The sequence below is a fragment of the Pseudomonas tremae genome (assembly GCF_001401155.1).
Lineage (GTDB): Bacteria > Pseudomonadota > Gammaproteobacteria > Pseudomonadales > Pseudomonadaceae > Aquipseudomonas > Aquipseudomonas tremae.
Genome location: NZ_LJRO01000181.1, coordinates 75,835 through 101,868 on the forward strand (window position 1 = coordinate 75,835; position 26,034 = coordinate 101,868).

Below are 26,034 nucleotides of genomic sequence, written 5' to 3' on the forward strand. Positions count from 1 at the left end.
GCTGATCGACGTCATCTATCGGCATATCGGCATTAGCGATTAGACGATAGCCAATAAGACGCCTAGTCTTGCAGATGTCAATCTGCCGGTACTTAAGCCCATGCACGTCACGCGCAAGGCCAGCTCGGCGCCCGTTGCTGCGCCAGCCCCTGAAGCAAGTCAGACCTACAGCTACTCGAACCTCGAGGGGCGGGACGCTGCACGCAATGCGCTCGCCGAAGAAGTGGCATTGGCCATCGCCTACAACGGCATCAGCCAGGCCGTCATGCTGGTCAGCCCGACCGACCTCGAAGACTTCATCGTCGGTTTCAGCCTGGGCAGCGGGATCATTGCCGCGCGTGATGAAATCTACGACTTCAAACTCAGCGGATGCGGCTCGGCGATGCAGGCCGATGTCGAGATATCCAGCCGCGCCTTCTGGGAACTCAAGCAGCAGCGCAGGCAACTGGCTGGCACCAGCGGTTGCGGGCTGTGCGGCGTCGAAGCGGTCGAGCAGGCACTGCCTGAACTGAACGTCTTGCCCGGTGCGCCTCTGCCGCCGATTGAATGGCTGGAAGGCCTGCGCCAGCGTATCGGCGAGTTCCAGCCCCTTGGCCGGCATTGCGGTGCCGTGCATGCGGCAGTGTTCATGGACGGCGCCGGCCAGTTGCTGCTGGGCCGTGAAGACATCGGCCGACACAATGCGCTGGACAAGCTGATCGGCGCACTCATCCGCCAGGACATCCCTGTGCAAGGCGGCGTGGCCATCGTGACCAGCCGCTGCAGCCTGGAACTGATTCAGAAAGTATTGCGCGCCGGCATCCAGACACTGGTCAGCCTGTCGTCGCCCACCGGCCTTGCCCTGCAATGGGCTCGCCGTCACAACCTCAATTTAATTCACCTGCCGCAGCACAGTGCGCCGCGGGTCTATAGCCCTGCGATGGAGATTCAACCGTGAGCACTCATCACCAAGCCGACAAGACTCCTATCCCCCGCTACAAGCCATACAAAGGTGCGGCAGGCGGTTGGGGCGCACTGATCAGCGTGACGCAACACTGGCTGGGCAGTGACAACGCGCTGAAGAACCTGCGCATGATGCTCAAGACCAACCAGAACGGCGGTTTCGACTGCCCGGGCTGCGCGTGGGGCGATTCGCCGGAAAGCGGCATGGTCAAGTTCTGCGAGAACGGCGCCAAGGCCGTCAACTGGGAAGCCACCAAGCGCCGCGTCGATCCGGCCTTCTTCGCCCGTCACAGCGTCAGTTCCCTGATGGAGCAAAGCGACTACTGGCTTGAGTATCAGGGCCGTCTGACCGAGCCGATGGTTTACGACGCAGAAACCGACCGTTACAAGCCTGTCAGCTGGGACAACGCCTTCTCGCTGATCGCCAAACACCTGAATAACCTGCCCAGCCCGAACATGGCCGAGTTCTACACGTCGGGCCGGGCCAGCAACGAAGCCGCGTACCTGTACCAGCTGTTCGTGCGCGCCTTCGGTACCAACAACTTCCCTGACTGCTCGAACATGTGCCACGAAGCCAGTGGCGTTGCGTTGTCGCAAAGCGTGGGTGTGGGTAAAGGCACTGTGACGTTCGAAGACTTCGAACACGCCGACGCCATTTTCGTCCTCGGCCAGAACCCTGGCACCAACCACCCGCGCATGCTTGAACCGCTGCGTGAAGCAGTACAGCGCGGCGCTCAGGTGGTATGTGTCAACCCCCTCAAGGAGCGCGGTCTGGAGCGTTTCCAGCATCCGCAGCACCCGGTCGAGATGCTCACCAACGGTGACCGTCCAACCAACACCGCTTACTTCCGTCCTGCACTGGGTGGCGACATGGCATTGCTGCGCGGCATGGCCAAGTTCCTGCTGAGCTGGGAGCGCGAAGCGCAGCTGGCCAACGAAGCATCGGTGTTTGACCACGCCTTCCTCAACGAACACACCGAAGGTGTGCTGGACTATCTGGCAGCTATTGATGACACGTCATGGGACGAGATCGTCGAGCAGTCCGGCCTGCCTCTGACTGACATCGAACAGTCGGCGCGCATGTACGCCAAAGGCAAGAACGTCATCATGTGCTGGGCGATGGGTATCACCCAGCATCGCCACTCGGTCGCGACCATCCAGGAAATTTCCAACCTGATGCTGCTGCGCGGCAACATTGGCCGTCCGGGTGCCGGTCTGTGCCCGGTTCGTGGCCACAGCAACGTGCAGGGCGACCGCACTATGGGCATCAACGAACGTCCACCGGCGTTCTTCCTTGATGCACTGGAAAAACGCTTCCAGTTCCAGGTACCGCGCGACAACGGCCATAACGTCGTCGAAGCAATTCACGCCATGGCCGAAGGGCGCTCCAAGGTGTTCATCGCGCTGGGCGGCAACTTCGCACAGGCAACCCCGGACAGCCATCGCACCGCCGAAGCACTCAGCAAATGCGACCTGACGGTGCAAATCAGCACGAAGCTCAACCGCAGCCACCTGTTCCACGGCAAGGACGCGCTGATCCTGCCATGCTTCGGTCGAACCGATATCGACATGCAGGGCGAAGGCCCGCAAGCGGTCACAGTGGAAGACTCGTTCAGCATGGTGCATGCGTCCAACGGTCAGTTGCAGCCACTGTCGAAGCAGATGCGTTCGGAGCCAGCGATCATTGCCGGCATCGCCCACGCCACACTCGGCAAAAAGCCGGTGGACTGGCTGTGGCTGGTGCAGGACTACAACCGTATTCGTGATCTGATTGCCGACACCATTCCGGGTTTCAAGGACTTCAACGAGCGCCTCAAGCATCCGGGCGGCTTCTACCTGGGTAACGCCGCCGGTGCGCGCCGCTGGAACACTGCGTCGACCCGCGCCAACTTCAAGCCCAACGCCCTGCCGTTGAAGCTGATCCATGAAGGCATCAGTTCGACCGGCGAGGTTCCGGACCTGATCATGCAGTCGATGCGTTCCCACGATCAGTACAACACTACGATCTACGGCCTTGATGACCGTTATCGCGGTGTAAAAGGTCAGCGTGATGTGCTGTTCGTCAACGAGGCGGACATTATTCGCCTGGGCTTCCAGCCAGGCCAGAAAGCCGACCTGATCTCAATCTGGGGCGACAACCGCGAGCGCCGCGTGAAAGGCTTCACCCTGTTGCCGTTTGACATTCCAGCCGGTCAGGCTGCGGCTTACTACCCAGAGGTCAACCCATTGGTGCCGCTGGAAAGCGTCGGTGAAGGCAGCAGCACGCCGACATCGAAGTTTGTCGCGATACGACTTGAGCGTTCAGCAGAGTCGGCACGGATTATCTAACGCACAGGGTCGTTTGAATCCGCCCACAAAAAAGGCCCGTTTCAATTGAAACGGGCCTTTTGCAAGTAACCTGAGACTGCGTTTTCTGATTTTAGTTCCTTAACTAAAACAGTAACTTAGGCTTATTTGTGGCAAACGTGTTACTCGTCGGATTTGAATTGCTACATTCTTCACTTGACACCAATATCGCGCCGTCATCCCTATGAGATTCCACACATGAAGTATTCCTCGATACTGTTGTTGTCTCTTACCCTGATCGGCGGTGCAGCCTCTGCAGGCAATCTCGAATCAGGCGTAGGCGGAGCATTGGGTGGGGTACTCGGTTCGGCCGTCGGTCAACAGCTCGGCGGCAACACCGGTTCAGCGATTGGCGCTGGCGTTGGCGGTGCAGCCGGTGGCGCAGTCGGCGCAGACCGTCGCAATCGTACAGAAGCCGCTATCGGCGGTGGTCTGGGCGCAGCAGGCGGTAACGTTCTGGGCCGCAGCGTCGGCGGCAGTACCGGCAGCCTGGTCGGTTCAGCGGTAGGTGGCGGTGGCGGTGCCATGGCGGGCAACTACATGGGCAACAAAAGCCGCAGTGACGACCGTCGTGAATACCGTGGTAATGGTCATCGCCCCAAACACCACGGTCATCGTGGTCGCTATCGCGACTGACCTGATCGCCTGAACGTTGGTGCATCAACAACCGGCCGCTCTCGAGCGGCCGGTTGTCGTTCTGGCTGGTCTCAGCTTTCAGCCGTCGTCTGCACCCACGCCCTTACCTGCGCATAAGGGTAATCTTCCAGCACGGCAAAACCTGCAGTCGCGCGGGCTTTCAGCTTAGTGAATAGCGGCACACTGATACCGCAGAGGAAACGCGTCAGGCATTCAGTACTCGGCGGGTGGCCAGTGTAATCCTGGTGCTTGTGGATAAAATCTCCGCACAGTTGCTGAAAATCACGGTTCGGCAACGGCTCCAATGCCGGCGGCTCGGGCAGGTGGGCAACTTCACCGTGGCAGACCGAACAATGCCCACAGCGCTCAGGTGCCTTGTGGTCGCCGAAATAGCGGGCCAGTCGATGGGTCAGGCACTGATCGCTCGAGAACACATCAAGCATTGCGTGAATGCGCGCCACTTCGGTGGCTTCGTGATGGACGAAATAGTCGTGAAGCTCGGTGCTCAGCGCCTGCGGATCGAAATCGCTGCGCAGCAGGCTGTACACCTCGGTCATCTGTTTGCTTTCAAGCTCGATCCAGCCCTTTTCCTGAAAGTAGTCCAATGCCTTGACCACACGCGCGCGCGCTGCGCCGTATTGCTGATACATCGCGTCAAAGTTCACCGTGGCCCAGGTCCGCGCCCTGCTGGATGTGTCGATCAGCGCCTGCACGAACTGTTGCCGCTCCCCTTCGAAGCGCGCCATCAGGTCATTGGGTTGTAGCAGGAACTTGAAACGGTATTCCGCAAAGTACGCGTATCGCGGTGCGATGATCCCGCGCAGCTCAAGTTGTACCAGCAGTGTCTTCAGCGGCAACTGACGAATGTTGCTGAGATCTGCCAGCGGCCCGAGCAGAAATTCCCATTGGCCGTCCTGGCGCGCATTGAGTAGATCCTCCAGCACACGCGCAATACCCTCACGCTCTGGCGTGTCGCCATACACGAAGTTTTCCAGCACGTTGAGGCTGTCGCGATTAGCCAGCACCAGACAATCGGACGCGGCACCGTCGCGCCCTGCCCGGCCGATTTCCTGGCTGTAGTTTTCGATGGATTTGGGCAGATCGAAATGCACCACATTGCGAATGTCGCTTTTGTCGATGCCCATCCCGAACGCGATGGTGGCCACGATGCAGTTGAGGCTGCCGTCCATGAAGCGTTTCTGGATCGATTCGCGCTGATCGTTGGGCAATCCGGCATGGTAGGCGCTGGCGGGTAGCCCGTTCTGCTCAAGATGTGCAGCGATGTGCTCAGCGGTCTTTTGCAGGGTCACGTAAACAATGGTGGGTTGCCCCTGTCGCTCGTTGAGCCATTCGACCAGACGTCGTCTTTTGTCACGCCCGCTGACTGGCTTGACCCACAAATGCAGGTTGGCGCGGTAGAAGCCGGTGGTGACCACGTCGTCCGGGGCAATGGCGAATTTGTCCTGCATATCGATAATGACTTGCGGCGTGGCAGTCGCGGTAAGCAACAAGGTCTGAGGGATATTGAATTCGCGCTGATAGTCCGGCAGTTTCAGGTAGTCGGGCCGGAAGTTATGCCCCCATTCCGATATACAATGCGCCTCGTCGACCACCAGCAAGGAAATCGGCACTTGAGCAATAAAATTCCGGAAGCGCTCATTCTTGAGGCGCTCGACCGAAATCATCAGGATTTTCAGCTCCCCGGAACGCGCCCTTGCCATCACGTCAGCGACATCATCACGACTCTGCGCCGAATCGATACTTGCTGCCGAAATGCCGTGACGATGCAAAAAGGCCAGTTGATCCTGAATAAGCGCCAGCAAAGGCGACACCACAAGCGTCAAATGCGGCAACATCAGCGCGGGCAATTGGTAACATAGCGACTTGCCTGAGCCGGTCGGAAAGATGGCCGCCGCCGAACGCCCCGCCAGCACTGCACTAATGGCTGCCTCCTGCCCCGGTCGGAACTGGGTGTACCCAAAAACCTGTTCAAGACGCTGGCGCATTCGTGGTCCTTTCATCAGTCAACAAAACGGTCACAACCTTAGCGCGCCAGCGCTCGATGCACATAGCGCCAAAACGTTGCAGAAACTCTACCCACCGGCCGATATCATTGTAATATCACGACCGAACATCGCTTGATCAGGAGCAGGAATGGATTCCCTACAACAACCCGAAGACGATGGGATCATCCACATTCAGCGCCTCGTGCCCGGTCAGGTCGATGTGGTGCTGGGCTCCCATCCACGTCGCATGCGCGTCGATACGCCTCGCCGTTCACGCCCCTATGGCCTGTGGTTGGCGTGTTTTATAGCTGCCGCTTGCGTCGCCGGCCTGGTCGCCTCACATACGCGAAGTCCAAAAGCGCTGGCAGTAACGCCTGTGGTGCAGTCCATACCTGAAACCGAGACAGCCGAGGCCGAGACGCAGCCCTTGGCCGCCAATACTGCGCCCTCGCACATTCGAAAAACCGCAGAGCTTGTGCCAATCGCGGCCACTTTGGCGCCCCCCGCCCCTGTGCAACCTCTGGATGACTGCATGAAAAACGGCAACGTCATCGATGAGGCGGTGGCGAACTGTCGATTCGGCCAGCTTCCTCGCCCCGCTCAGGCAGAACCGGCAAAAGGCATGGTGTCTGCAGGCTATATGGCCGATTTCAAGGCAGATGCTTCACGCAATTCCACGCGCTCGTCCAGGCCTTACAACGTAGCGACGGCCTCCATTCGCGAAGCGGACGGCAGAAACCGCTACCGCGCGCAGTGGCGGGTGTACGGCAACACGATAGATGCTGACAGCGTTTGCGAAAACTTCGCCATTCGTTCATTCGAACGACGTGAGTGTCGCAAGGCGGCAGAGGTCAACTTCAGGGAAGAGTGCCGCGAGTGGACCAAGCGCGCCGTCAGAAATCGCGACGAGGACAGTAAAAAAGCCCAGCAGCGCTATTGTGAAGTGACTGCGACTTTCTCACCCTGAAAAACAAGCCTGCGACGCTCTGCCACAGTAGTTTTGCCGGTATTTGCTAATTTCCGGTGGATGGCCGGGCACCTGATAATCTGCAAAAACGTACACATGTATAGCCAAAGGCTTACACGCAATGAAGCGAATGGCTATTTTACACCTGCTGTCAGAACCGTAAGATTGGATCCAACAACTGGTGAACAAGGAGTTCGCCAGGATCAGGGACGATCGACCATCGCCGGGAAGGCAGCCGACAGGGAGTTGGAATGGTCTTGGTACAAACCCGCTTCGGCGGGTTTTTTATTGCCTGCGATTTTTGCCTGCGAACGATCGGCATGTGCAAAGATTTTTCCTGACGTCAAATGCCCTGCCTCTCGTCCCCTCTCTTGAGGCCAACCCGACCAGCTATAGCGGAAGGCTTACACGCGCTGGAGGAAGTTGGCTATTTCCGACCCTTCCCAAGCCTCGTAATATTGGATCCATCAAGTGGTGAACAGGAGTTCACCACGATCAAGGATGATCGACCATCGCCTCGGAGGCAGCCGACAGGGAGTCGGGATGGTCTTGGAAAAACCCGCTTCGGCGGGTTTTTTATTGCCTGCAGAAAAGCCCCCGCGCTTTACGTCACCCCGCTCACAGCTTATCGCTTGCCCTGCTTGAAGCGCTGCTGCAGCAAATGTCGCGCAGTACCCGCGTTGACGTAATCCGCGAGCAGTTTGCCCAGCTCGTCGGGCTTGAGCTTTTTGCCGTCACAGCAGAACTGCGCCAGCATCAGAATGATCTGACGCTTTTTCGAGTGGACTTTCGCATTCGGCATAGAGAACGAACGTGACGCGCGCTCGGGCAAGGGTGCATCGTCTTCCAGATAAAGGGTCAGAATGGTCCCATAGGCGACATGCAGACCGAAATCAGCGATGTGGTGGACCGGGACGGGGGACTTAAGGTTCGCGAACACGAAGTGATCGGGAGTAAGCACCAGGGCGGTCTTGTCGGCTCGCAGGCACAGACGCAGCAAGGCTGGCAGCAGAATGAGCATGAACAGCGTCAAAATGCCCCCGGCAATCAGCATATGATTTCGTTTGTCTGTAATCGTCTCTGGCAATGACAGCGATTTGACCATCAAAAAAATGCCCAGCACCAGCAGAGAACCAAGGAATACGCTGAGTAGCGCACCCCGCAGACGCGCGCCTTCATGCAAAGCAACGTCACCGGTGACAGTGCTCGCTCGGGCACGCAGTTCGGTCACCACCTCAGCATCATTTGCCACATGATGCTTGATGAAGTCCTCGGTAAGACGAGTGCGCAGTGCCTGAGGATTGGTGAAGTAATGGTCCATTGCGGCGCGGGCCTGGGCTGCCACGACAGGCCGGGTGCCGGTGCGGATAGCCTCGTCGGCAGCAACCTGCAGTGCGGCGATACGCTCGCCGTTTGAAGGGTGCGTGTCCGAGGGATGCGGGAGCTGTACGGCCATTTCTTCGTCAGGCAGCGTGAATGCTTTGTCGGCCAGCCCGTGCAGCACGCTGTCTGGCAGATCCTTGGTGAATACTTCACCGCGCCTGGGGTTGGTGGCACGCGCAATGTGCGCGTAGATGCGCTCCTGCAACAGCGGATCAATGGCCGAGATACGCACCAGCGCCGAGGCCGCTGGCGCAGTACCGGCCAGGCTCGCACCCGCAGCATCGGCAGCCAGCTCGCGGACGCGGCTCCAGTGGTTGACGGCGTGATCGAAGCTTTCCATCAAGTAGAGGCCCAGCGTGAATGCCGGCCGCAAAAGCGTGCGCGGCAGTAAATCGCTGACCAGCATGGTTTCTGCAATCACGCCCAGGCTGCGACCGATGCCGTCGTAAATCGGCAGAAAGCGCAGGCTGTACTCGGTGTCCTCGCCAGCAAAGTGTGCCAGCTCATGACCAATCACCGCACTGGTCTCGGCGGCATCGAGCAGCCCCAGGTACATGATTGGCACATACAGGGTTCGCCCCTTGAGCACGACTTCGGACGGAAGAAGGGAGACGTCGCTCGATGTGACGTAAAAGCCTTCAGCCATGCCCAGCACGATGTGATCCGGCGACAACGCGCCGAGCCGCTCAGCCAGTTCGCGAACATAAGTCCAAAGCACCGGCGCCTCGTCGGGCGTGACTTGCCGCCCCAGAACCTGCATCGCGACAGGTTCGAACATGCGCAGCATGACGCGCAGCTGCTTACCCATGTGCCAGATCGAATACAGGCACGCAGCGACCACCATCATTACCACGATGATCAATTTGAGCTCGCCCGCCGACATACGCCCCAAGTGCCACATCCCAAGGGCTTCAAAGCTGAGGATGGCAGAGACTGCCGCGCCCATCGCGACGATTTGCCCCACCAATACAAAAGGCATAACACGACTGACCCGGCTGAAGGTATGCAGCAATCGCTCGCGGGAATGGAGTGCGCGCGAGCCGGCCCATTTAAGCCCTGCCAGCCCGACAGCGCCGACCAGAGCAGCCAGCAGGCCAAGGACAATGACAGCCCGGGCCAGCCAGGTGGTTACGTTGCCCAGCACCAGCACAGTGCCGAGCCCCTCTTGTGCCTCTTCGAGACGAGACAGCGCCATCGAGATACTGAGATTTTCTCCATCTATCTCGATAGTCCGGGTAAGCGCGCTGGGCGATCTGGCAAGTCTTTCGAGAGAGGGACGAGCATGCAACAGGTCAGCCTGGATCTCGGTCAGCCGCTGAGTGTTGTCGAGACTGCGCTGTAACTGCCAGACGCCCACCAGATTCAGGCCTAGGGGCAGCAAAATGAGTACAGCAATAAGCTTGTAGATTTTCATGAGGCAGGCTCAAGAGGTGCGTCGCTGCTGGCTATCCTTGGCGAGCACAGGTCCATGAGACAAAGCGCCACTGGCGCATGCGTACAGGCGCATCTACCTTGCATCACTGCAGAAGGGTATTGCGCTGACGGCGTTATACCGCGATCCACGCGAAGATGTAACAACGTCGCGCAACCGATCAACCGCGCTTCTCACGGCTGTGCACTGAGTCACGCTCGGGACGAAAAAAGACTCGAGGTGCCATCATTTTTCTTCGCGACAATTCATTTCGATTTTCACCGTGTCAGCGTTAAACCCCGAAAAATAATCCTTCGCCGCTTAATCGGTTCATCTTTTTAAGCTTAATTTGACGCCGGAAAAGTATACGAGCACACGGCCTAAACCCTTTTAAATCAAAGCCTGAGCTTATATGCAGGGCGCAATCTAATACCGTGATAGCATATGGGCATCATTGCTTAGTGTAACAAAACCGAGAAAATATCTACCGTCTGTAGGAACTTTCCTACCAAAAGTACTGCCATAGACCACATTGCTGGCTATACGATTCCTATATGCCAGTACAAGATCCTTCCTCATTATGTCCGTGCGTTTTGCAGTGATTCATTTCAAAACCACTTCGTGAGCAGGTGTGCAGTCGAGAAACTCGCAGCCCCTCCCCGTCCCCGGTCTGATCCGGGAAGCGGTCGTGAAGGGTTCAAGGACGATGTACCGATGACTCAGACGTTCGATATAGAAGCATTGATCAAGCTGCGCAAACAGACGCGCGCTATTTCCGACGCGCTCAAGGTGCAGGCGTCCGACTATCTGTCGACCCTGGCGTTGCTGATACGCCCGCAGACATTCTTCGGTGAATACCTGCAGGGCGCACAACGTAGCAGTGGTCGCGAGACACAGCACCACTTCAAAGAGCTCAAGGAGCTCTATGACCGCATTGCATCGGCAGAGCCGTTCAAGCTGGTCAACGAACTGGAAGTGCCACTGAACCTGATCAGCACGACGCCTGAGCTGTTCCCGCTTGAATACGACATGGTGCTGTCACAAAGCGGGCAGACCATTCGCATCACCAGCCCGGTTCGCTGGGTGGTGGGCTTCAACTCGTTCGAGCTGGCGCAGTTTCGCAAAGTGATCAAGGACCCGAATCGCAGCAGCGCAGAGCTGTATCGCTACGTTGTGCATTATCTGGTGCTGTTCTATTGCCTGAGCAAGTCGCCGGGCATGAGCCGCCTGTTCGAAGGGCTGCGCTTTCCGGTCAGTTTCGAGCGTTTGAAAGACTTCGGCGATCTGCCGTTTTGTGTGATCAGTTCACCTGTGCGCTCCGAGCTGCCGGATGAATCGGTCATCCGCAACAGCACGCAGATCGCAGGTAATACAAGCTTCGAAGAGTTGGTCGGGCACGAAAATATTCTGGAAATGAACGATGAAATCCGTCAGCGCCTTTTGCTGACGATTGAAGGACTCTAATCGCGCCTGGCCTGCAGCAGGCCCGGTACGCAAACGACTTGCAGCGAGTTGCTCGCACAGGAGATGACGATGGCGAAGAAGGAAAGTACTCAGCACAAGCTTGACCGCGTTCGCGCGCCTCGGGTCCACATTACCTACGACGTCGATATCGGCGATGCTCAGGAAAAGAAAGAGCTGCCATTCGTCGTAGGCGTTTTGGGGGATTTCTCCGGCAACCCGCTGGAGCCGCTGCCCAAGCTGAAGGATCGCAAGTTCATCTTCATTGATCGAGACAACTTCAACGGCGTTCTCAAGGGCATCAAGCCGCGCCTGGCCTATCGCGTCGACAATACGCTGGCCAAAGACGGTACTCAGCTCGGCGTCGAGTTGAACTTCAATGCGCTTGAAGACTTCGAGCCGCAGAACGTCGTGCGTCAGGTCGAGCCGCTGCGCAAGCTGCTGGAAGTACGCAACAAGCTGGCCGACCTGCGCAACAAGATGGGTGGCAACGACAAGCTTGAAGAGCTGCTGATGGATGTGTTGCAGAACACTGAAAAGCTCAAAACCCTGGGCAAGGAATTCGGTCGCGAAGCAGCCGTTCCAGCCACCGATAGCAAAGAGTAAGGAGGAGCCTGACGATGACCGATAAGCAAACCGCGACTCAGCAGGACGGCGCTCTGGTTGAAGTTGAAAACTTCGCCCCGCAATCTTCCTTGCTCGACAGCATCATTTCCGAAAGCCGCGTTGCACGCTCCGAAACCGAGCGTTCCCGTACCCGCGACCTGATCGGCGAACTCGTGGCCCAGGTGCTGGAAGGCGAGATGACGCCGAGCAAGGACCTGATCGCCGTGCTCGATGCACGCATCGCTGAAATCGATTCGATGCTTTCCGAGCAGATGAACGAGATTATGCATGCTCGTGAGTTCCAACAGCTCGAAGCCTCCTGGCGCGGCCTGAAATACCAGGTTGACCAGACCGAGACCAGCACCACGCTGAAGATTCATCTGCTCAACGCATCGAAAAAAGACCTGGTCCGTGACCTCAAGGCTTCCTCCGAATTCGACCAGAGCGCGCTGTTCAAGAAGATCTACGAAGAAGAGTACGGCACCTTCGGTGGTGCGCCGTTCGGCATGTTGCTGGGTGACTACGAGTTCAACCGCAGCCCGGAAGACATGTATCTGCTGGAAGAAATCTCCCACGTTGCGGCCGCTGCCCACGCGCCGTTCATTTCGGCAGCCTCGGCAGAGCTGTTCGGCTGGGACTCGTTCACCGACATGGCCGGTCCTCGCGACCTGGCGAAAATCTTCGACACCGTTGAATACGCCAAGTGGAAGTCGTTCCGCGCCTCCGAAGACTCCCGTTACGTCGGCCTGACCCTGCCGCACGTGCTCGGTCGCCTGCCGTATGGCCCGGATACCACGCCAGTCGAAGAATTCAACTTTGTCGAAAGCGTCGATGGCCGTGACCACAACAAATACCTGTGGATGAACGCTGCCTACGCACTGGGCACTCGCGTGACCGACGCATTCTCCCGCTACGGCTGGTGCGTGGCGATCCGTGGCGTGGAAGGCGGTGGTCTGGTCGAAGGCCTGCCGACTCACACCTTCAAGACCGATGACGGCGAAATCGCGCTCAAATGCCCGACTGAAATTGCTATCACCGACCGTCGCGAGAAAGAGCTGTCGGACCTGGGGTTCATCCCTCTGGTGCATTGCAAAGGCACTGACTACGCCGCGTTCTTCGGCACTCAGTCGACCCAGAAGCAGAAGCAGTACAACACCGATATCGCCAACGCCAACGCCCGTCTTTCGGCGCAGCTGCAGTACATCTTCGCGACCTCGCGTATCGCTCACTACATGAAAGCGATCATGCGCGACAAGATCGGTAGTTTTGCGTCCCGTAAGGACGTCGAGCTGTTCCTCAACAAGTGGCTGTCGAGCTATGTGTTGCTGGACGATACCGCCAGCCAGGAAGCCAAGGCCAAGTTCCCGTTGCGCGAAGCGCGGGCCGAAGTCTTCGAAGTGCCTGGCAAACCGGGCGTCTACAAGGCTGTGACTTACCTGCGTCCGCATTACCAACTGGATGAACTGACAGCTTCGTTGCGTCTGGTCGCCGAATTGCCGCAATCAACTCGCGGCTAACAACATCCATTACGTGGCCAGGGAGGCAACATGAGTAGCCAACACAAGCTGTTGCCTTCATTGCTGGATCGATTGCTCGACGATCGTCCGCATCAGTCCATGGAAGCATCATCGCAACGTCTTTGCTCGCTGGCCGATTACAAGGCCAGCATCGTTCGGGACCTGGAGATTCTGGTGAACACTCGCCAGTCTCTGGTCGCTGGCGAGCTGGAAGGCTTCGCCAATCTGAGCGGTACCATTCTCGATTACGGTATGCCCGACTTCACCAGTCGGAGCGTGCTCGACCCACAGGATCGTCTGCTGATCCAGCGTCAGCTGGAAAAGGCGATCACCGTGGGCGACCGACGCTTTCGTAGCGTGAAAGTCCAGTTGCTTGCACAACAGACCGGCCAACGCATGCTGACTTTTCGTGTGGACGCAGTACTGCGCCTGCAGGACATTTCGCGTCAGGTTTCTTTTGACGCTGTGCTGCAGGTCAACACTCAGGAATACAAAGTGCAGAACCTCAACTGATGCTCGACGATCTGCTGCCCTACTACGAGAAAGAACTCTCGCACCTGCGCTTTCTGGGCCAGGAATTCGCCGCTCAATATCCGAAGATCGCGTCGCGGCTTCTGATCGAAGGCGACAATTGCGAGGACCCGCACACCGAGCGCCTGATCGAGGCGTTCTCGTTCCTTTCTGCGCGCGTACACAAGAAACTCGATGACGAGTTTCCGGAAATCGTCGAGTCGTTTCTGGAGGTGCTGTACCCGCATTACCTGCGCCCTACCCCCTCGATGTCCATCGTCGAGTTCAACATGGGCAAGCAGGAAAAGGTCACCGAGTCCTATCGAGTGGCCCGCCACACAGAGCTGCACGCCAATGCGGTGGACGGCATCGTGTGCAAGTTTCGTACGTGCTACCCGGTCGAGATGTGGCCGGTTGCAGTGCAAAGCGCTTCTTTCATTGAAATGGAGCGCTCGGCGTTCAACGGCCACAGTGCAGACCTGATTGCACGCCTGCGCATCGGTCTGGCCGCTACTTCCGATGTCCTGTTTGGCAAGATGGAACTGGACCGCCTGCGCTTTTTCCTCGATGGCGAAAGCACGCTCATGCATCAGTTGTACGAGCTGCTGTTCAACAACCTGGCCAAGGCCACATTGTCGTTCGAAGACGAAGGACGGATTCGCGAGGTGGTACTGCCAGCTGGTGCGTTGAAGTCCGTGGGCTATGGCCTGGATGAAGGCCTGGTAGATTACTCGGAGCGCTCGTTTCTGGGTTATCGACTGCTGCACGAGTACTTCACGTTCCCGGACAAGTTCATGTTCTTCGACCTGTCGGGCTTTGCGCGCATCCTGGCGGGCAAAGAGATCGCCAAAGTCGAAATCAATTTCTACTTTTCCGATTACGACCTGACAGATCGCTTGGCACGCCTGACCCAGAACATCGGCCGTAACAATTTCAAGCTCAACTGCACCCCGATAATCAACCTGTTCCGCCAACAGGCCGAGCCGATCAAGCTGACCCACGTGCAGCATGAATACGCCGTAACGCCGGACGTGCGCCTGCAAAGCTCCGCCGAAGTGGTATCGATCGACCGCGTGCGCCGCGTGAAGAAAATCAACGGCAACGACCAGGTCGGCACCTGCCATCCGTTCTTTGAGCCTCGCGGTGATCAAGGCCCTGGGCAAAGTTTTTGGATAGCCCGGCGGCGCCCTACGCAAAGCCGGCAAAGCGATGGCTCGAACATGTTCATCCGGGTTGTGGACCGTGATCTGGAGCTGCTTGACTCCAATAACGACACGCTGAGTATCCGCCTGACGTGCAGCAACCGCGACCTGCCGCTGATGCTGCCATTTGGCGGCGAGCGCGGAGATTTCAATATTCCGTCCAACTCGGTGATCAAAGACATTCGCTGCCTGCGCAAGCCCACCGCGACGGTCCGAGTACCGCTGGGCAACGGGGTCATCTGGCGTTTGATTTCCCACCTGTCGCTCAACCACATGTCGCTGGTTTCGAAGGGGCGCGAAGTGCTGCTCGAGCTGCTGTCGCTTTACAACTACCGCAACGTGTCGGCGATCCGCAAGCAGATCAACGGCATTGTTTCGGTGACCAGCGAACCGGTGGTGGCGCGTATCGGCCATCCACGCCCGAACTTTGTTCGCGGCATCGGCATCACGCTGAAATTCGATGAAAGCCAGTACACCGGCAGCGGCGTATTTCTGTTCGGCATGGTGCTTGACCACTTCTTCGGCCAGTACTGCTCGATGAACAGCTTTACCCAATTAACCCTTCGCACCTTGCAGCGCGAAAAGAGAGTGGTCCAATGGCCCCCGCGAACAGGCGATCAACCCCTGGTCTGATTGACCAGGCAAGGGCTGAGCCGCACCGATTCGAATTTTTTCAGTTGGTGCGTTTGCTTCGCCTGCACTACAGCAGAAACGGGCGCATGGACCTGGAAACCAGGCCGCATGAAGACCCCCTGCGTTTTCGTTCGCAGCTGTCACTCAACTTCCCGGCCAGTGAAGTCAGTGATCTGCAGTTCGAACGCGAGGGCAAGGTATCGGCCGCAGGTTTGCCGCTGTCCGAGGTGCAAGTCACGTTCATGGGGCTGGTCGGGCCGTCTGGCGTATTGCCGCGCCCTTACACCGAGCTGCTTATCGATCGGCACATCCAGTATCGGGATGACGCTGCGCATGCGTTTCTGGATGTTTTTTCGCACCGCATGACCACGCTGTTTTACGAAGCCTGGCAGAAGTACAAGTTTTACATCGAGTACGAGCGCAGCGGCACATCGAACTTTGATCGTTATTTGCTCAACCTTGTGGGCTTCGGTCCTGAGGCGCTGAAACGCAAATTCGACAAGGGCGAGTCGCCACTGCGTCGCGAACTGTTCAGTTATTTCTCGGGAATGTTTACCCAGAAGCCCCGTAATGCCCTGAACCTGGAGGTCATGCTGAGTTTTTATTTCTCGCTGCCGTTCAAGGTCCAGCAGTTTGCCGGACGCTGGCTGAAGCTCGACAGCAGCCAGTGTACGCAACTGGGTCGCAAAAATGCCGTGCTCGGGCAAAGCGCCGTGGCCGGCAATCGCGTCTGGGATTACCAGTCGTGCGTGCGTATCGAAATGGGTCCGCTGGAGCTGGTCGATTACCAGCGTTTCCAGCCGGGCGCTGTGGATTACCAGAAGCTGGTTGAACTGGTGCGTTTTTATATCGGTGCCGAACTGGACTTCCAGATTGCGCCGAAGCTCAAACCCGAAGCTGTACCCGTGGCCCGACTGGGCCGCCAAGGCAACGTATCTCTGGGCTGGCTTGGCTGGCTCAAACGCCCCGGTGTCGACGTGGAGCCTTCACGTTGCGCCCTTTTTCACATTCCTTTTGATGGGGTCTCCCTGTGAACCTGAAGTCCCTGTTCGCCAAGCTGAACGAAACGAGCCGTACCGCCACTGAGAGCGCTGCAGCGCTGTGCCTGTCGGAGAACCATTACGACGTAGAGGTCGAGCATTTGCTTTTGCAATTGCTCGACAGCAACGAGAACGATCTGCCAGTGATCCTGCGTCACTACGATGTGGTGCCTGATCGCCTGCAAGCGCAGCTGGTAACGGCGCTGGGGACCTTCAAGAAGGGCAACACACGTACACCGGCCCTCTCGCCGCACATCACCCGCATGATCGAACAGGCCTGGGTGCTGGCGTCGATCGAGTTCGGTCAGTCGCAGATTCGCACCGGGCACCTGATTCAGGCCCTGCTGGACGACGATGCACTGCGTCGCGTGGTCATCGGTTCGGCCCCGGAACTGGAAAAAATCAACGCCGACGACCTGCGTCTCAACCTGAGCGCGCTGGTCGAGGGCAGCCCCGAGACCAAACTGAGCAAGCCGCTGGCGAACGCTGACGCAAGCACAGGCGCCACCACCAAGGGCAACGGCAAGACTCCGGCGCTGGACCAGTACACCGTCAACCTCACCCAGAGCGCTCGCGACGGTCGTATCGACCCGGTATTGGGACGCGAATTCGAAGTACGGCAGATGGTCGATATCCTGACCCGCCGCCGTCAGAACAACCCGATCCTGACCGGTGAAGCCGGCGTGGGTAAAACAGCGGTCGTGGAAGGTCTGGCGCTGCGTATCGTCCAGGGTGACGTTCCATCGGTGCTCAAAGACGTCGCCATTCACACGTTGGACCTGGGCTTGCTGCAAGCCGGTGCCGGGGTCAAGGGCGAGTTCGAGAACCGCCTCAAGTCAGTCATCGAAGAAACCAAGCGCAGCCTGCACCCGATCATTCTGTTCATCGACGAAGCTCACACGTTGATCGGTTCGGGCGGCCAGGCCGGGCAGAACGATGCCGCCAACCTGCTCAAACCTGCGCTGGCTCGTGGTGAGCTGCGCACTATCGCCGCTACCACTTGGGCGGAGTATAAAAAGTATTTCGAAAAAGATGCCGCGCTGGCGCGTCGCTTCCAGGTCGTGAAAGTCGAAGAGCCTGACGAAGACAAGGCCATCCATATGCTTCGCGGGCTGCTGGCGAAAATGCAGGAACACCACAAGGTCACCGTGATGGACGAAGCGCTGGTGCAGGCCGTGCGACTATCCAACCGCTACATCACGGGTCGCCAGCTGCCGGACAAAGCGGTCAGCGTGCTCGACACCGCTTGCGCCCGCGTCGCGCTGGGTCAATCGGCGCAGCCAGGCGCACTGGAAGACTGCAAGCGTCACATCGATAACCTCAACGCAGAAATCGCTGTGCTAGAGCAGGAAACCGCCAAGGGCAGTGATCACGCACGCCGCCTGACCGCCCTGCACGAAGAGCTAAAAGCCGAACAGGCCACCCGCGAGTCGCTGGAACAACAGTGGAAGCGCGAGCTGGAACTGGTCGAGAAACTCGGCGCACTCAGCGTTCCGGAACGCGGCGAGCCTGATGCCGAGCAAATTGCCGCAGTTCGCGCCGAACTGGCCAGCGTTCAGGGCGAGCAGCCGCTGGTCCATGCATTGGTGGACGGCGGCACGATTGGCGAAGTGATCTCTGGCTGGACCGGCATCCCACTGGGAAAGATGCTGCGCGACGAGATCGACACCGTGCAAAGTCTGCCTGCGCTGCTGGGTGAACGCGTACTGGGTCAGGATCACGCGCTTGAAGAAATCGGCAAGCGCATCAAGATCTCCCGAGCGCGCATGGAAGACCCGAACAAGCCTATCGGTGTATTTCTGCTGCTGGGTCCAAGCGGCGTCGGCAAGACCGAAACCGCGCTGGCGCTGGCTGACACGCTGTATGGCGGCGAGCGTAACGTCATCACCATCAACATGTCCGAATACCAGGAAGCGCACACGGTCTCCAGCCTCAAGGGCTCCCCGCCTGGCTACGTCGGTTACGGCGAAGGCGGCGTGCTGACCGAAGCCGTGCGCCGCAAGCCCTACAGCGTGGTGTTGCTCGACGAGGTGGAGAAAGCCCACCCGGACGTGCTCGAGCTGTTTTTCCAGGTATTCGACAAGGGTGTTCTGGACGACGGCGAAGGTCGCGAGATCAATTTCCGCAATACCGTGATTATCCTCACGTCCAACACAGGCACCGACCGCATCATGCAGTGGTGCCTGAACACCGAGCAGAAGCCGACTCCCGATGACATCGTGGAAGGCCTGCGCGACGAGCTGAACCAAGTGTTCAAGCCTGCGTTCCTGGGTCGTCTGACCATCGTGCCGTACTACCCGGTGCAGGACGCCATCCTGGAGCGCATCGTCGGACTGAAGCTGGAGCGCATTCGCAAGCGTTTCGAGCGCAATCATCAGGCGGTGCTGAGTTACGACCAGGCGCTGATCAAAGCCATCGCCTCGCGCTGCACTGAAGTGGACAGCGGCGCACGTAACATCGACAACATTCTGTCCAAGACCCTCATGCCGGAACTCGCCCAGCGGGTGCTCGAGCGGATGGCGCAGGACAAACCGATTCAAAGTCTGAGCATCGACCTGGGCAGCGACGGCGATTTCGCCTACACCCTGACCTGATCGATCACCCATAGGTAGCACGTGATGAATAAAAGACTTCAAGGCAAAAGTTCCTCGAAGCCAGCCTTGGCAAGGTGCCTGGCTGTTCTGGCAGTGATGATGGCGCTGTCCGCCTGTGGCGTGACAGACCGTGTCGCCAAGCGCATGGATGACACCTGGGCTGGCGACATGATGTTCGGTGACAACGAGAAAGTGATCCTGACGACCGACGGTGGCAACCAGCTCAACCCCGATGAGTACGGCAAGCCGCTCTCGGTGGTGGTGCGCGTTTATCAACTGTCCTCGCTGGAGCGCTTCGAGTCCATCGACGCCGACAGCCTCTGGGATAATCCACAAAAGGCGTTGGGCAACACGCTGGTCGAAAGCAAGGAGCTGATTCTGCTGCCGGGCATGGGCCAGACCGATCAATGGCCGCTGAACCCCAACGCTTCGTACGTGGGCATCGCGGCGTTCTTTCGGACTGACGAGAACAGCCGCTGGAAAGTGGCGTTCGACGCCAATACGTTGCGCAAGGACGGTATCTGGTTCTCGTCCGACGGTGTTCGCGTGCTGGTGGACAACAACTACATCCTCGCCGCCCGCGGTGTGGATGTGCTGAACAGACTCAAGACCGAAGAGCAGTTCAACAAATCCAATGCATTGCCGGTAAAACCTGCAGAAAAGACCTTGACCGATCGTGCGCAGGACGCGGCAGTTCAGCAAGTTCAGGACTCTGCCAGCAGCTCCGCTAAAAAAGCGGCGGACTCACAATTCAATTCTTTGTTGGAAGGCGCCAAATGAGCAAACAAAGCCGCGTGATGTGGTCGGAAGGCATGTTCCTTTTGCCACAACATTTCCAATACCAGGATGAGTTTCATCAGCATCAGCTTGCTGAGTCGACCCTGCGCAACACCCCCTTCCACTGGGGTGTGCAAACCCTTGAGGTCGATGTAGAGGCACTGGCGACCGGCTCGCTGCAGCTGAAGCGCCTGAAGCTGGTGTTCCCGGACGGCAGCCTTTACGACGCCCCACAGCACGATCCGCTGCCTGCTGCACGCGACCTGAAGAACCTCATCAAAGGTGGCGAAATCAAGGTTTACGCAGCGCTTAAACTGCCTGAACCGTTTGGCCTGAACTACGTCGAAGACGGTCAGGAACAGAAGAGTGCCCGGCGTTTCCGCAAACAGTTCGACACGCTGCCGGACCTCAACGAAGGCGATCTGGAAAACGAGATCACCAGCCTGCGGCTGAACGTCGTGATGCTGGTCGATGGCGACAGTCTGGACGGTTACAGCTACTGCCCGATTGCCCGACTGGCGCGCAACAACATCGGTGGCTTCAACCTTGATGCTCACTTTGTGCATCCGACCCTGCACGTGGGCACTCACGAGACACTGATCGGCCTCGGCAGGCGCCTGATCAGCGTGTTGCAAGCCAAGAGCAAAGCGCTTTCCGGTCGCCGTCGCGAACGTGCGGACCAGATCGCCGAGTTTGGTTCCAGCGACGTGACGCTGTTCTGGCTGCTGAACACCGTCAACCGGGCTTATCCGCAACTGGCACACCTACTGGCCCATCCACGCCTGCATCCAGAGCGTCTGTACCTGTTTCTTGCCGAACTGGCAGGCGGTTTGCTGACCTTCTCGCTGGACACCCAGCTCACCGACATTCCGGATTACGATCATCAGGACCCGGCCGCCTCGCTGGTAAAGCTTGACGAACTGGTTCGTCTGTTGCTCGAGAACGTGATCCCGAACCAGTGCATCGTCATCAACCTGAGCCAGGTCAGACCGTCGTACTGGCAAGGCCAGTTGCTGGACCCGCGCCTCACCGAAGCCGACTTCTATATCTCGGTACACGCCGACATGCCTGGCTCCAGCCTACTGGAACTGGTGCCGCGCGCGTTCAAGGTGGGCTCGCCGGAAGACATCGAAGTGGTCGTCAACAGCGCCATGCCTGGTGTCACACTGAACCACTCGACACGTCTGCCGAACGCCATTCCGGTGCGCCTGGACAACCATTATTTCTCCATCGAGCCGCATGGCCGGGTGTATGAGCGAATGATGGAAGCCCAGGCCATTTCCTTCTACGCGCCCAGCGCGTTTACCAATCTCAAGCTTGAACTGTTGGCGGTGCTTAAATGAATGATGCCGTGATGCAAGGTGCCGCTACGGCCGCAACCGAAAAGCCTACGCTCAAAGACCTGGTACGGGACTTCATCACCATGGCGCTGATCGTGCGTCGCGGTCGCCAGTCGACCTCGGTCACTGCGTTCGAAGCCAGCGTCGATACCTTTTTCGCTAACCTCGAGCGCCAGGCGCGCAGCGCCAATTACAGCGTCGAACAGGTCAAGGACGCCCAGTACGCACTGTGCGCATTCCTTGATGAAAGCGTGCTGCGCTCAGGCGATAACGACATGCGTCGCCACTTCGAAATGGAGCCGTTGCAGTTCCGTTATTTCGGGGTTCACCTCGCGGGTGAGGGCTTCTTCGAGAAGATTGAGCTGCTGCGCGCCGACGTGAAGAAAAACCTCGATGTGCTCGAGGTGTACCACCTGTGTCTGGCGCTGGGTTTCGAAGGCAAGTTCGGCCTCGGCCAGAAAGACCAGCTGCGCTATCTGGCCAACACCCTGGGTCAGGACATTGCGCGGCATCGCAAGACGCCCAAGGCACTGTCGCCGGACTGGGCGTTGCCTGATCAGGTTTCACAGATGCTTCGTCATGAAGTGCCGGTCTGGCTCTATCTGGTGCTCATTGCGCTCGTGTGCCTGGCTGTCTATCTGACACTCGACTGGTTGCTGGGCAAAGACGTGGCCGCGTTGGCCGAACAAATCAGCCAACTGTTCAATGCTTGAGCCCCGCTCAGGTAACCGAGTCAGGAAGACATGAAGACATTATTGCGTCTGTTAAAAAGTTTCTGGTTTCTGGTCCCGATACTGTGGCTGGCGAGCCTCGCCGTGTGCTGGTTTTTCGCCCCCAGAATCAGCTGGCTGCAAGGCTACATGCTCGAAGCGATGGCGATCATCAGCGCCTTCTATCTGCTGCTGATCGTGCTGCGTCAATACCGGCGGATCCGTACCGAACACAACCTCGAGAATCTGGTCCAGATCGAAGTTGACCGTTCGCTGAAATCGACCGGCGAGTTCCGCGATCAGCAAGTGCTTCGCGACCGTCTCAAGCATGCCATCGCCATGTTGCGTACCGATCGTTCGGCGGGTGGCGGCGGCTCATCGGCGCTCTACGACCTGCCGTGGTATCTGGTCATCGGCATGTCGGCGGCGGGCAAGACCTCGTTGCTGACGCGCTCGGGCCTGTCGGCCAGTATTGCCAGCAGCGCCAACGACACGGAAAGCGGCACCCAGCACTGCGATTGGTACTTCAGCCCTGAAGCGGTGATGATCGATACCGCTGGCCGTTACCTTCGCGACGACCAGTCGGCCAGCGAGTTCGCTGCGTTCCTGCGCATGCTCAAGAAGCAACGCAGTAAAGCGGCTGTCAACGGCCTGGTGCTGGTGGTCAGCCTGCCGGAACTGTTAGCTGCCTCTGCCGCAGAGCGTAACGAGATGGGCGCGCGCCTGGTATCGCGCATCGAGGAATACACCGATTGCCTGGATGCCAACCCGCCTATCTACTTGATGTTGACCAAGACCGACCAGTTGCCGGGCTTCAATCAGGCATTTGAAGGTCTGGACCTGCACGAGCGCCAACAGCCGCTGGGCATGACCTTCGGTCTGAACGAGATCAACACCCAAAGCCTGCGCTCGGTGCTCAAAACCAAGTTGGCAAATCTGCAGGCGCATGTCAGTCGTCACGTCGACTCGCAGATAACCGCGCTGGGTGCCAACGCCAACAGTGCGCTGCTGAACTTCCCCAGCTACTTTGCTGAACTGTCGACCGTTCTCGAAGAGTTTCTGCAGCACTTTGCGCGCAGTAACGTCAACGGTAACCCGCTGTTGTTGCGCGGCCTGTACTTCACCAGCGCCCTGCAAACCGAAAAACAGCTGACGCCGGTCTATGAAGATGACCTTTCAGAGTCTTTCGCCTTGCTGCCGGCCTCCGAAGCCGCTGCGCTGGAGCAGGAGCAAAACCGCAAAACCGGTGATCGCAGCTATTTCATCACCGACACCTTCCGACGCGTCATCTTCCCTGACCGCGACCTGACGCTGTACCAGTCACGCCACGGCCGGGACAGATCAATCGGCCCGATTGCCATTGGGGTGGCGCTGCTCGCCGGGCTGGCCTTCATCGGCTGGCAAACCCTGTCGTTCCAGAACAACCGGCAGTGGCTGGCTTCTATCAGCCAGCAACTGACCGAGCTGGAACAATCCCCGGACCGCGCGCAACGCCTCGCTTCCGGCCAAGGGCTGGAATTGCTGCGCAATCAGTTGGCGATCATCGAGAAATACCGCACCAAGGGCGTACCGCTGCAACTCAGTGGTGGCCTGTATCGCGGTAGTGATATCTATCTCGCCACACAGACCGCTTACTTGCAGCAGTTGCGTACCCAGGCGCTGGAGCCAATCACACTGAAGCTGCAATTGCAGATGCGCGAATTCAACGAGTTCGCAAAAACCATGGACCCGCAGTATGGCTTCGGCGCTGCAACCGCTGGCTCTGGCACCAAAACAGGCAAGGCACGCGCTCAGGGCCAGAAACTGCTGGACCGCGGCACTCGCAACCTGGCAGCAGGCCGTCCGACCAGCCTGGGCAGTATCCCGCGCAGCACAGGCGATGTTGCCAATCGCCTGACTGGCGCCGCCCGTGGCACAGCCAGCCAGACACGCAGCGAGGCGATTGCCGCTCTGCGCAATCCGGCGACCGCCAACGATGCGGCCGAGCTGTCGGCGACGACAGGCGGTTTGTCGTTGTCGGAAGAAATGCTCGGCCGACTCGATGAACGGCAGGTCGCGTCCATCATCGAGTCATACAACGCCCTCAAGCTTTATCTGATACTGACTCAGCCCACCGCGCATCCGGAAACCGAGTTTGTCGGTGTGGCGCTGCCGGTGGCCTGGACAGGTATTTCCAGCGATGCCAACCCGATCAGCGACAACGTGATCGAGGACAACTCGCCGGTTTACGTGCAACTGCTCAAGAATGGCGACGCGCCGGCCATGCCACGCAATGAACAGTTGATCGATGAAACTCGCAAGAGCCTTAAGTTCTTCATGATTTCCAGCTCGCTGGTGGACCGTGAATACCTGCGCCTGCAACTTGAATCGAGCCGTCAGTTCCCGGCCATCGGCCTGAATGACCTGGTGCCGATGCCCGGCCGCCAGTTGCTGTATGGCTCGGAAGCGGTACCTGCGATTTTCACCCGCCAAGGCTGGGATGAGTTCGTCAAACCCGAGTTGATCAAGCTGGTGTCGGGCAATCTGCGTAACGAGACGGACTGGGTACTTGATGGCGAGGGCGGTGACAGCGTCGTACAGAAAGCCAACTTCGTCCGTGAGTTCATGACCCGTTACAAACGTGACTACACGCAGGTCTGGTACACCATGATCGACAGCATCGGTGTGCGTCGCTTCAGCGATATGGTAAATGCCACGCAACAGTTGTCGTTGCTCAGCGATGTGCGTAACTCACCAGTAAAACTCCTGCTGTCGGCGGTCAACGAGAACACCCAGTGGGACGTACCTGCACCGCGTGAAGCACAGCAGACCGGGGTCAAGCGCGATGACGGTTTCTGGGGCAAGGTCGGCGGTATCTTCGACAACAAGGAAGCTGCAGCCAGTGTGCTGACCTCGCCACTGCCCGCGGTCGACGACGGCAGCCTGGCCAAGCGTTTCGAGCCTGTTTCGCGGGTCTTCGCAGCGCAGAACGCCGAAGGCGCCGACAGCACAATCATGGACCGCTACCTTGCTGCGTTGCGCAAGCTCAAGGTCCGGATGAGCAATATCCAGCGTTCGCAGGATGTCGGTAAAAGCAGCAAGCAGTTGATCAGTGAAACCCTGGAAGGCCAGCCGAGCGAAGTCACCAACGTGCGCAACTACGTTGAAACCACGGTCGATACCAGCCAGGGCGGGCTTTCCACGTCGCTGCAAAGCCTGTTCAGCCTGCCGATCCAGTTCGCCTGGGAAACCCTGCGTGACCCGGCTGGCGAGCAAATCGCTAAAGCCTGGGCCAAACAGGTTGCCAAGCCTTGGGAACAGGTCATGGCGCATCGTTACCCGATCGCTCCCGACAGCCGCAACGAGGCATCGGTGAAAGATCTGCAACGCTTCGTCGATCCGGAATCAGGCCTGCTGCCGAATTTCAAACGCAACGAAATCGGCAACCTGTCCGATGGCGAAGGTCTGGGCATGAGCAGCGGCAGCAAGGCACCGCTGGTCAATCCGAAACTGGTCAGCAATATCGACAAGGCCAGCTCGCTGGGCGAAGTCATCGCCAGCCTGTCGGACCGCGACAATGGCTTCGAGATCATGCTCGAGCCGTCGGCCTACTTCACTGACATCATCTTCACGCTGGATGGCCAGGAACAACATTACCGCAACGGCAAAACCAGCTGGAGCCGCTTCTCCTGGCCAGGCACTACCACCGCACCGGGCGCACGCCTGGACGTAGTGACGCTGTCGGGCGAACGCATTACCGTGTTCGACTACACAGGGCGTTGGGGCCTGCTGCGCATGAACGACAGTGCGCGTGTTGCCGACCTCGACGGCATCCAGCAGCGTTTCAGCTGGAACACCGCCAAAGGTCCGGTCAGCCTCGTGGTTCGCAACTATGGCGGCGTAAAACTGACCGACCTGGCGAACGTCAAGGCGCTGAGTGCCTTGAATGCAACTGATGGACGGACCAAGTGAGG

The 26,034-nt window shown here is 58.5% G+C and carries 17 protein-coding genes; 15 read left to right on the forward strand and 2 right to left on the reverse strand.

The features are described from left to right. The first annotated feature begins 100 nt into the window (after positions 1-100). The 3 genes from fdhD (at position 101) to ALO43_RS12890 (ending at position 3,924) form a co-directional block, all read left to right on the forward strand. The gene (gene fdhD / locus ALO43_RS12880; RefSeq protein ID WP_005895988.1) at positions 101-937 is read left to right on the forward strand and encodes a formate dehydrogenase accessory sulfurtransferase FdhD; all 837 of its coding nucleotides are present in this window, start codon (positions 101-103) and stop codon (positions 935-937) included. After that, positions 934-3,270 carry an FdhF/YdeP family oxidoreductase gene (locus ALO43_RS12885; RefSeq protein ID WP_053931984.1) on the forward strand — a complete coding sequence of 779 codons (2,337 nt, stop codon included), beginning with the start codon at positions 934-936 and terminating at the stop codon, positions 3,268-3,270. Before fdhD ends, ALO43_RS12885 begins: the two co-directional genes overlap by 4 nt. Before the next feature lie 216 nt (positions 3,271-3,486). After that, positions 3,487-3,924, forward strand: coding sequence for a glycine zipper domain-containing protein (locus ALO43_RS12890; RefSeq protein ID WP_005895984.1), 438 nt, complete (start codon positions 3,487-3,489; stop codon positions 3,922-3,924). A gap of 71 nt (positions 3,925-3,995) precedes the next feature. Here ALO43_RS12890 and ALO43_RS12895 read toward each other — a convergent pair whose 3' ends face one another. Continuing rightward, complete coding sequence (locus ALO43_RS12895; protein WP_024670238.1) at positions 3,996-5,930, reverse strand: RecQ family ATP-dependent DNA helicase; 1,935 nt, start codon at positions 5,928-5,930, stop codon at positions 3,996-3,998. A 148-nt stretch (positions 5,931-6,078) separates the two neighbouring features. Between ALO43_RS12895 and ALO43_RS12900 the strand changes: the two genes are divergently transcribed. Then, on the forward strand, positions 6,079-6,897 hold the full coding sequence (locus tag ALO43_RS12900; RefSeq protein ID WP_005895978.1) for a hypothetical protein: 819 nt from the start codon (positions 6,079-6,081) through the stop codon (positions 6,895-6,897). A gap of 625 nt (positions 6,898-7,522) precedes the next feature. Here ALO43_RS12900 and ALO43_RS12905 read toward each other — a convergent pair. Beyond that, positions 7,523-9,694, reverse strand: coding sequence for a M48 family metallopeptidase (locus ALO43_RS12905; RefSeq protein WP_054997623.1), 2,172 nt, complete (start codon positions 9,692-9,694; stop codon positions 7,523-7,525). A 711-nt stretch (positions 9,695-10,405) separates the two neighbouring features. On the opposite strand from ALO43_RS12905, the gene ALO43_RS12910 reads away from it, so the two are divergent. The 11 genes from ALO43_RS12910 (at position 10,406) to ALO43_RS12960 (ending at position 26,032) form a co-directional block, all read left to right on the forward strand. Continuing rightward, on the forward strand, positions 10,406-11,155 hold the full coding sequence (locus ALO43_RS12910) for a hypothetical protein (RefSeq protein ID WP_005895970.1): 750 nt from the start codon (positions 10,406-10,408) through the stop codon (positions 11,153-11,155). Positions 11,156-11,224: 69 nt separating this feature from the next. Further along, complete coding sequence (gene tssB, locus ALO43_RS12915; RefSeq protein WP_003318241.1) at positions 11,225-11,758, forward strand: type VI secretion system contractile sheath small subunit; 534 nt, start codon at positions 11,225-11,227, stop codon at positions 11,756-11,758. Between the two features lie 14 nt (positions 11,759-11,772). Further along, positions 11,773-13,275, forward strand: coding sequence for a type VI secretion system contractile sheath large subunit (gene tssC / locus ALO43_RS12920; protein WP_005895961.1), 1,503 nt, complete (start codon positions 11,773-11,775; stop codon positions 13,273-13,275). A gap of 30 nt (positions 13,276-13,305) precedes the next feature. Next, positions 13,306-13,788, forward strand: coding sequence for a type VI secretion system baseplate subunit TssE (gene tssE / locus ALO43_RS12925; protein ID WP_005895957.1), 483 nt, complete (start codon positions 13,306-13,308; stop codon positions 13,786-13,788). Further along, the gene (gene tssF, locus ALO43_RS12930) at positions 13,788-15,620 is read left to right on the forward strand and encodes a type VI secretion system baseplate subunit TssF (protein WP_054997624.1); all 1,833 of its coding nucleotides are present in this window, start codon (positions 13,788-13,790) and stop codon (positions 15,618-15,620) included. Before tssE ends, tssF begins: the two co-directional genes overlap by 1 nt. Then, on the forward strand, positions 15,584-16,654 hold the full coding sequence (gene tssG / locus ALO43_RS12935) for a type VI secretion system baseplate subunit TssG (protein ID WP_054997625.1): 1,071 nt from the start codon (positions 15,584-15,586) through the stop codon (positions 16,652-16,654). The genes tssF and tssG overlap by 37 nt, the downstream gene beginning before the upstream one ends. Further along, positions 16,651-19,254: a type VI secretion system ATPase TssH gene (tssH, locus tag ALO43_RS12940; RefSeq protein WP_005895948.1), complete on the forward strand. Its 2,604-nt coding sequence runs from the start codon at positions 16,651-16,653 to the stop codon at positions 19,252-19,254. The genes tssG and tssH overlap by 4 nt, the downstream gene beginning before the upstream one ends. 24 nt (positions 19,255-19,278) lie before the next feature. Next, on the forward strand, positions 19,279-20,034 hold the full coding sequence (tssJ, locus tag ALO43_RS12945) for a type VI secretion system lipoprotein TssJ (RefSeq protein ID WP_080267969.1): 756 nt from the start codon (positions 19,279-19,281) through the stop codon (positions 20,032-20,034). Continuing rightward, entirely contained in the window at positions 20,031-21,374 is a 1,344-nt protein-coding gene (gene tssK / locus ALO43_RS12950; RefSeq protein ID WP_005895938.1) for a type VI secretion system baseplate subunit TssK, read from the forward strand. Before tssJ ends, tssK begins: the two co-directional genes overlap by 4 nt. Continuing rightward, positions 21,371-22,084: a type IVB secretion system protein IcmH/DotU gene (gene icmH / locus ALO43_RS12955; protein WP_005895934.1), complete on the forward strand. Its 714-nt coding sequence runs from the start codon at positions 21,371-21,373 to the stop codon at positions 22,082-22,084. The genes tssK and icmH overlap by 4 nt, the downstream gene beginning before the upstream one ends. A 30-nt stretch (positions 22,085-22,114) precedes the next feature. Continuing rightward, positions 22,115-26,032 (forward strand): type VI secretion protein IcmF/TssM N-terminal domain-containing protein, encoded by a 3,918-nt coding sequence (locus ALO43_RS12960; protein ID WP_054997626.1) that lies wholly within the window; start codon positions 22,115-22,117, stop codon positions 26,030-26,032. The last annotated feature ends 2 nt before the right edge of the window (positions 26,033-26,034 follow it).

Coding starts and splice junctions, on each gene's coding strand:
- ALO43_RS12900 (WP_005895978.1), top strand. CDS start 6,079: ATGGATTCCCTACAACAACCCGAAGACGATGGGATCATCCACATTCAG.
- fdhD (WP_005895988.1), top strand. CDS start 101: ATGCACGTCACGCGCAAGGCCAGCTCGGCGCCCGTTGCTGCGCCAGCC.
- ALO43_RS12890 (WP_005895984.1), top strand. CDS start 3,487: ATGAAGTATTCCTCGATACTGTTGTTGTCTCTTACCCTGATCGGCGGT.
- tssE (WP_005895957.1), top strand. CDS start 13,306: ATGAGTAGCCAACACAAGCTGTTGCCTTCATTGCTGGATCGATTGCTC.
- tssF (WP_054997624.1), top strand. CDS start 13,788: ATGCTCGACGATCTGCTGCCCTACTACGAGAAAGAACTCTCGCACCTG.
- ALO43_RS12895 (WP_024670238.1), bottom strand. CDS start 5,930: ATGCGCCAGCGTCTTGAACAGGTTTTTGGGTACACCCAGTTCCGACCG.
- ALO43_RS12905 (WP_054997623.1), bottom strand. CDS start 9,694: ATGAAAATCTACAAGCTTATTGCTGTACTCATTTTGCTGCCCCTAGGC.
- tssK (WP_005895938.1), top strand. CDS start 20,031: ATGAGCAAACAAAGCCGCGTGATGTGGTCGGAAGGCATGTTCCTTTTG.
- ALO43_RS12910 (WP_005895970.1), top strand. CDS start 10,406: ATGACTCAGACGTTCGATATAGAAGCATTGATCAAGCTGCGCAAACAG.
- tssJ (WP_080267969.1), top strand. CDS start 19,279: ATGAATAAAAGACTTCAAGGCAAAAGTTCCTCGAAGCCAGCCTTGGCA.
- tssC (WP_005895961.1), top strand. CDS start 11,773: ATGACCGATAAGCAAACCGCGACTCAGCAGGACGGCGCTCTGGTTGAA.
- icmH (WP_005895934.1), top strand. CDS start 21,371: ATGAATGATGCCGTGATGCAAGGTGCCGCTACGGCCGCAACCGAAAAG.
- ALO43_RS12960 (WP_054997626.1), top strand. CDS start 22,115: ATGAAGACATTATTGCGTCTGTTAAAAAGTTTCTGGTTTCTGGTCCCG.
- tssB (WP_003318241.1), top strand. CDS start 11,225: ATGGCGAAGAAGGAAAGTACTCAGCACAAGCTTGACCGCGTTCGCGCG.
- tssG (WP_054997625.1), top strand. CDS start 15,584: ATGGCCCCCGCGAACAGGCGATCAACCCCTGGTCTGATTGACCAGGCA.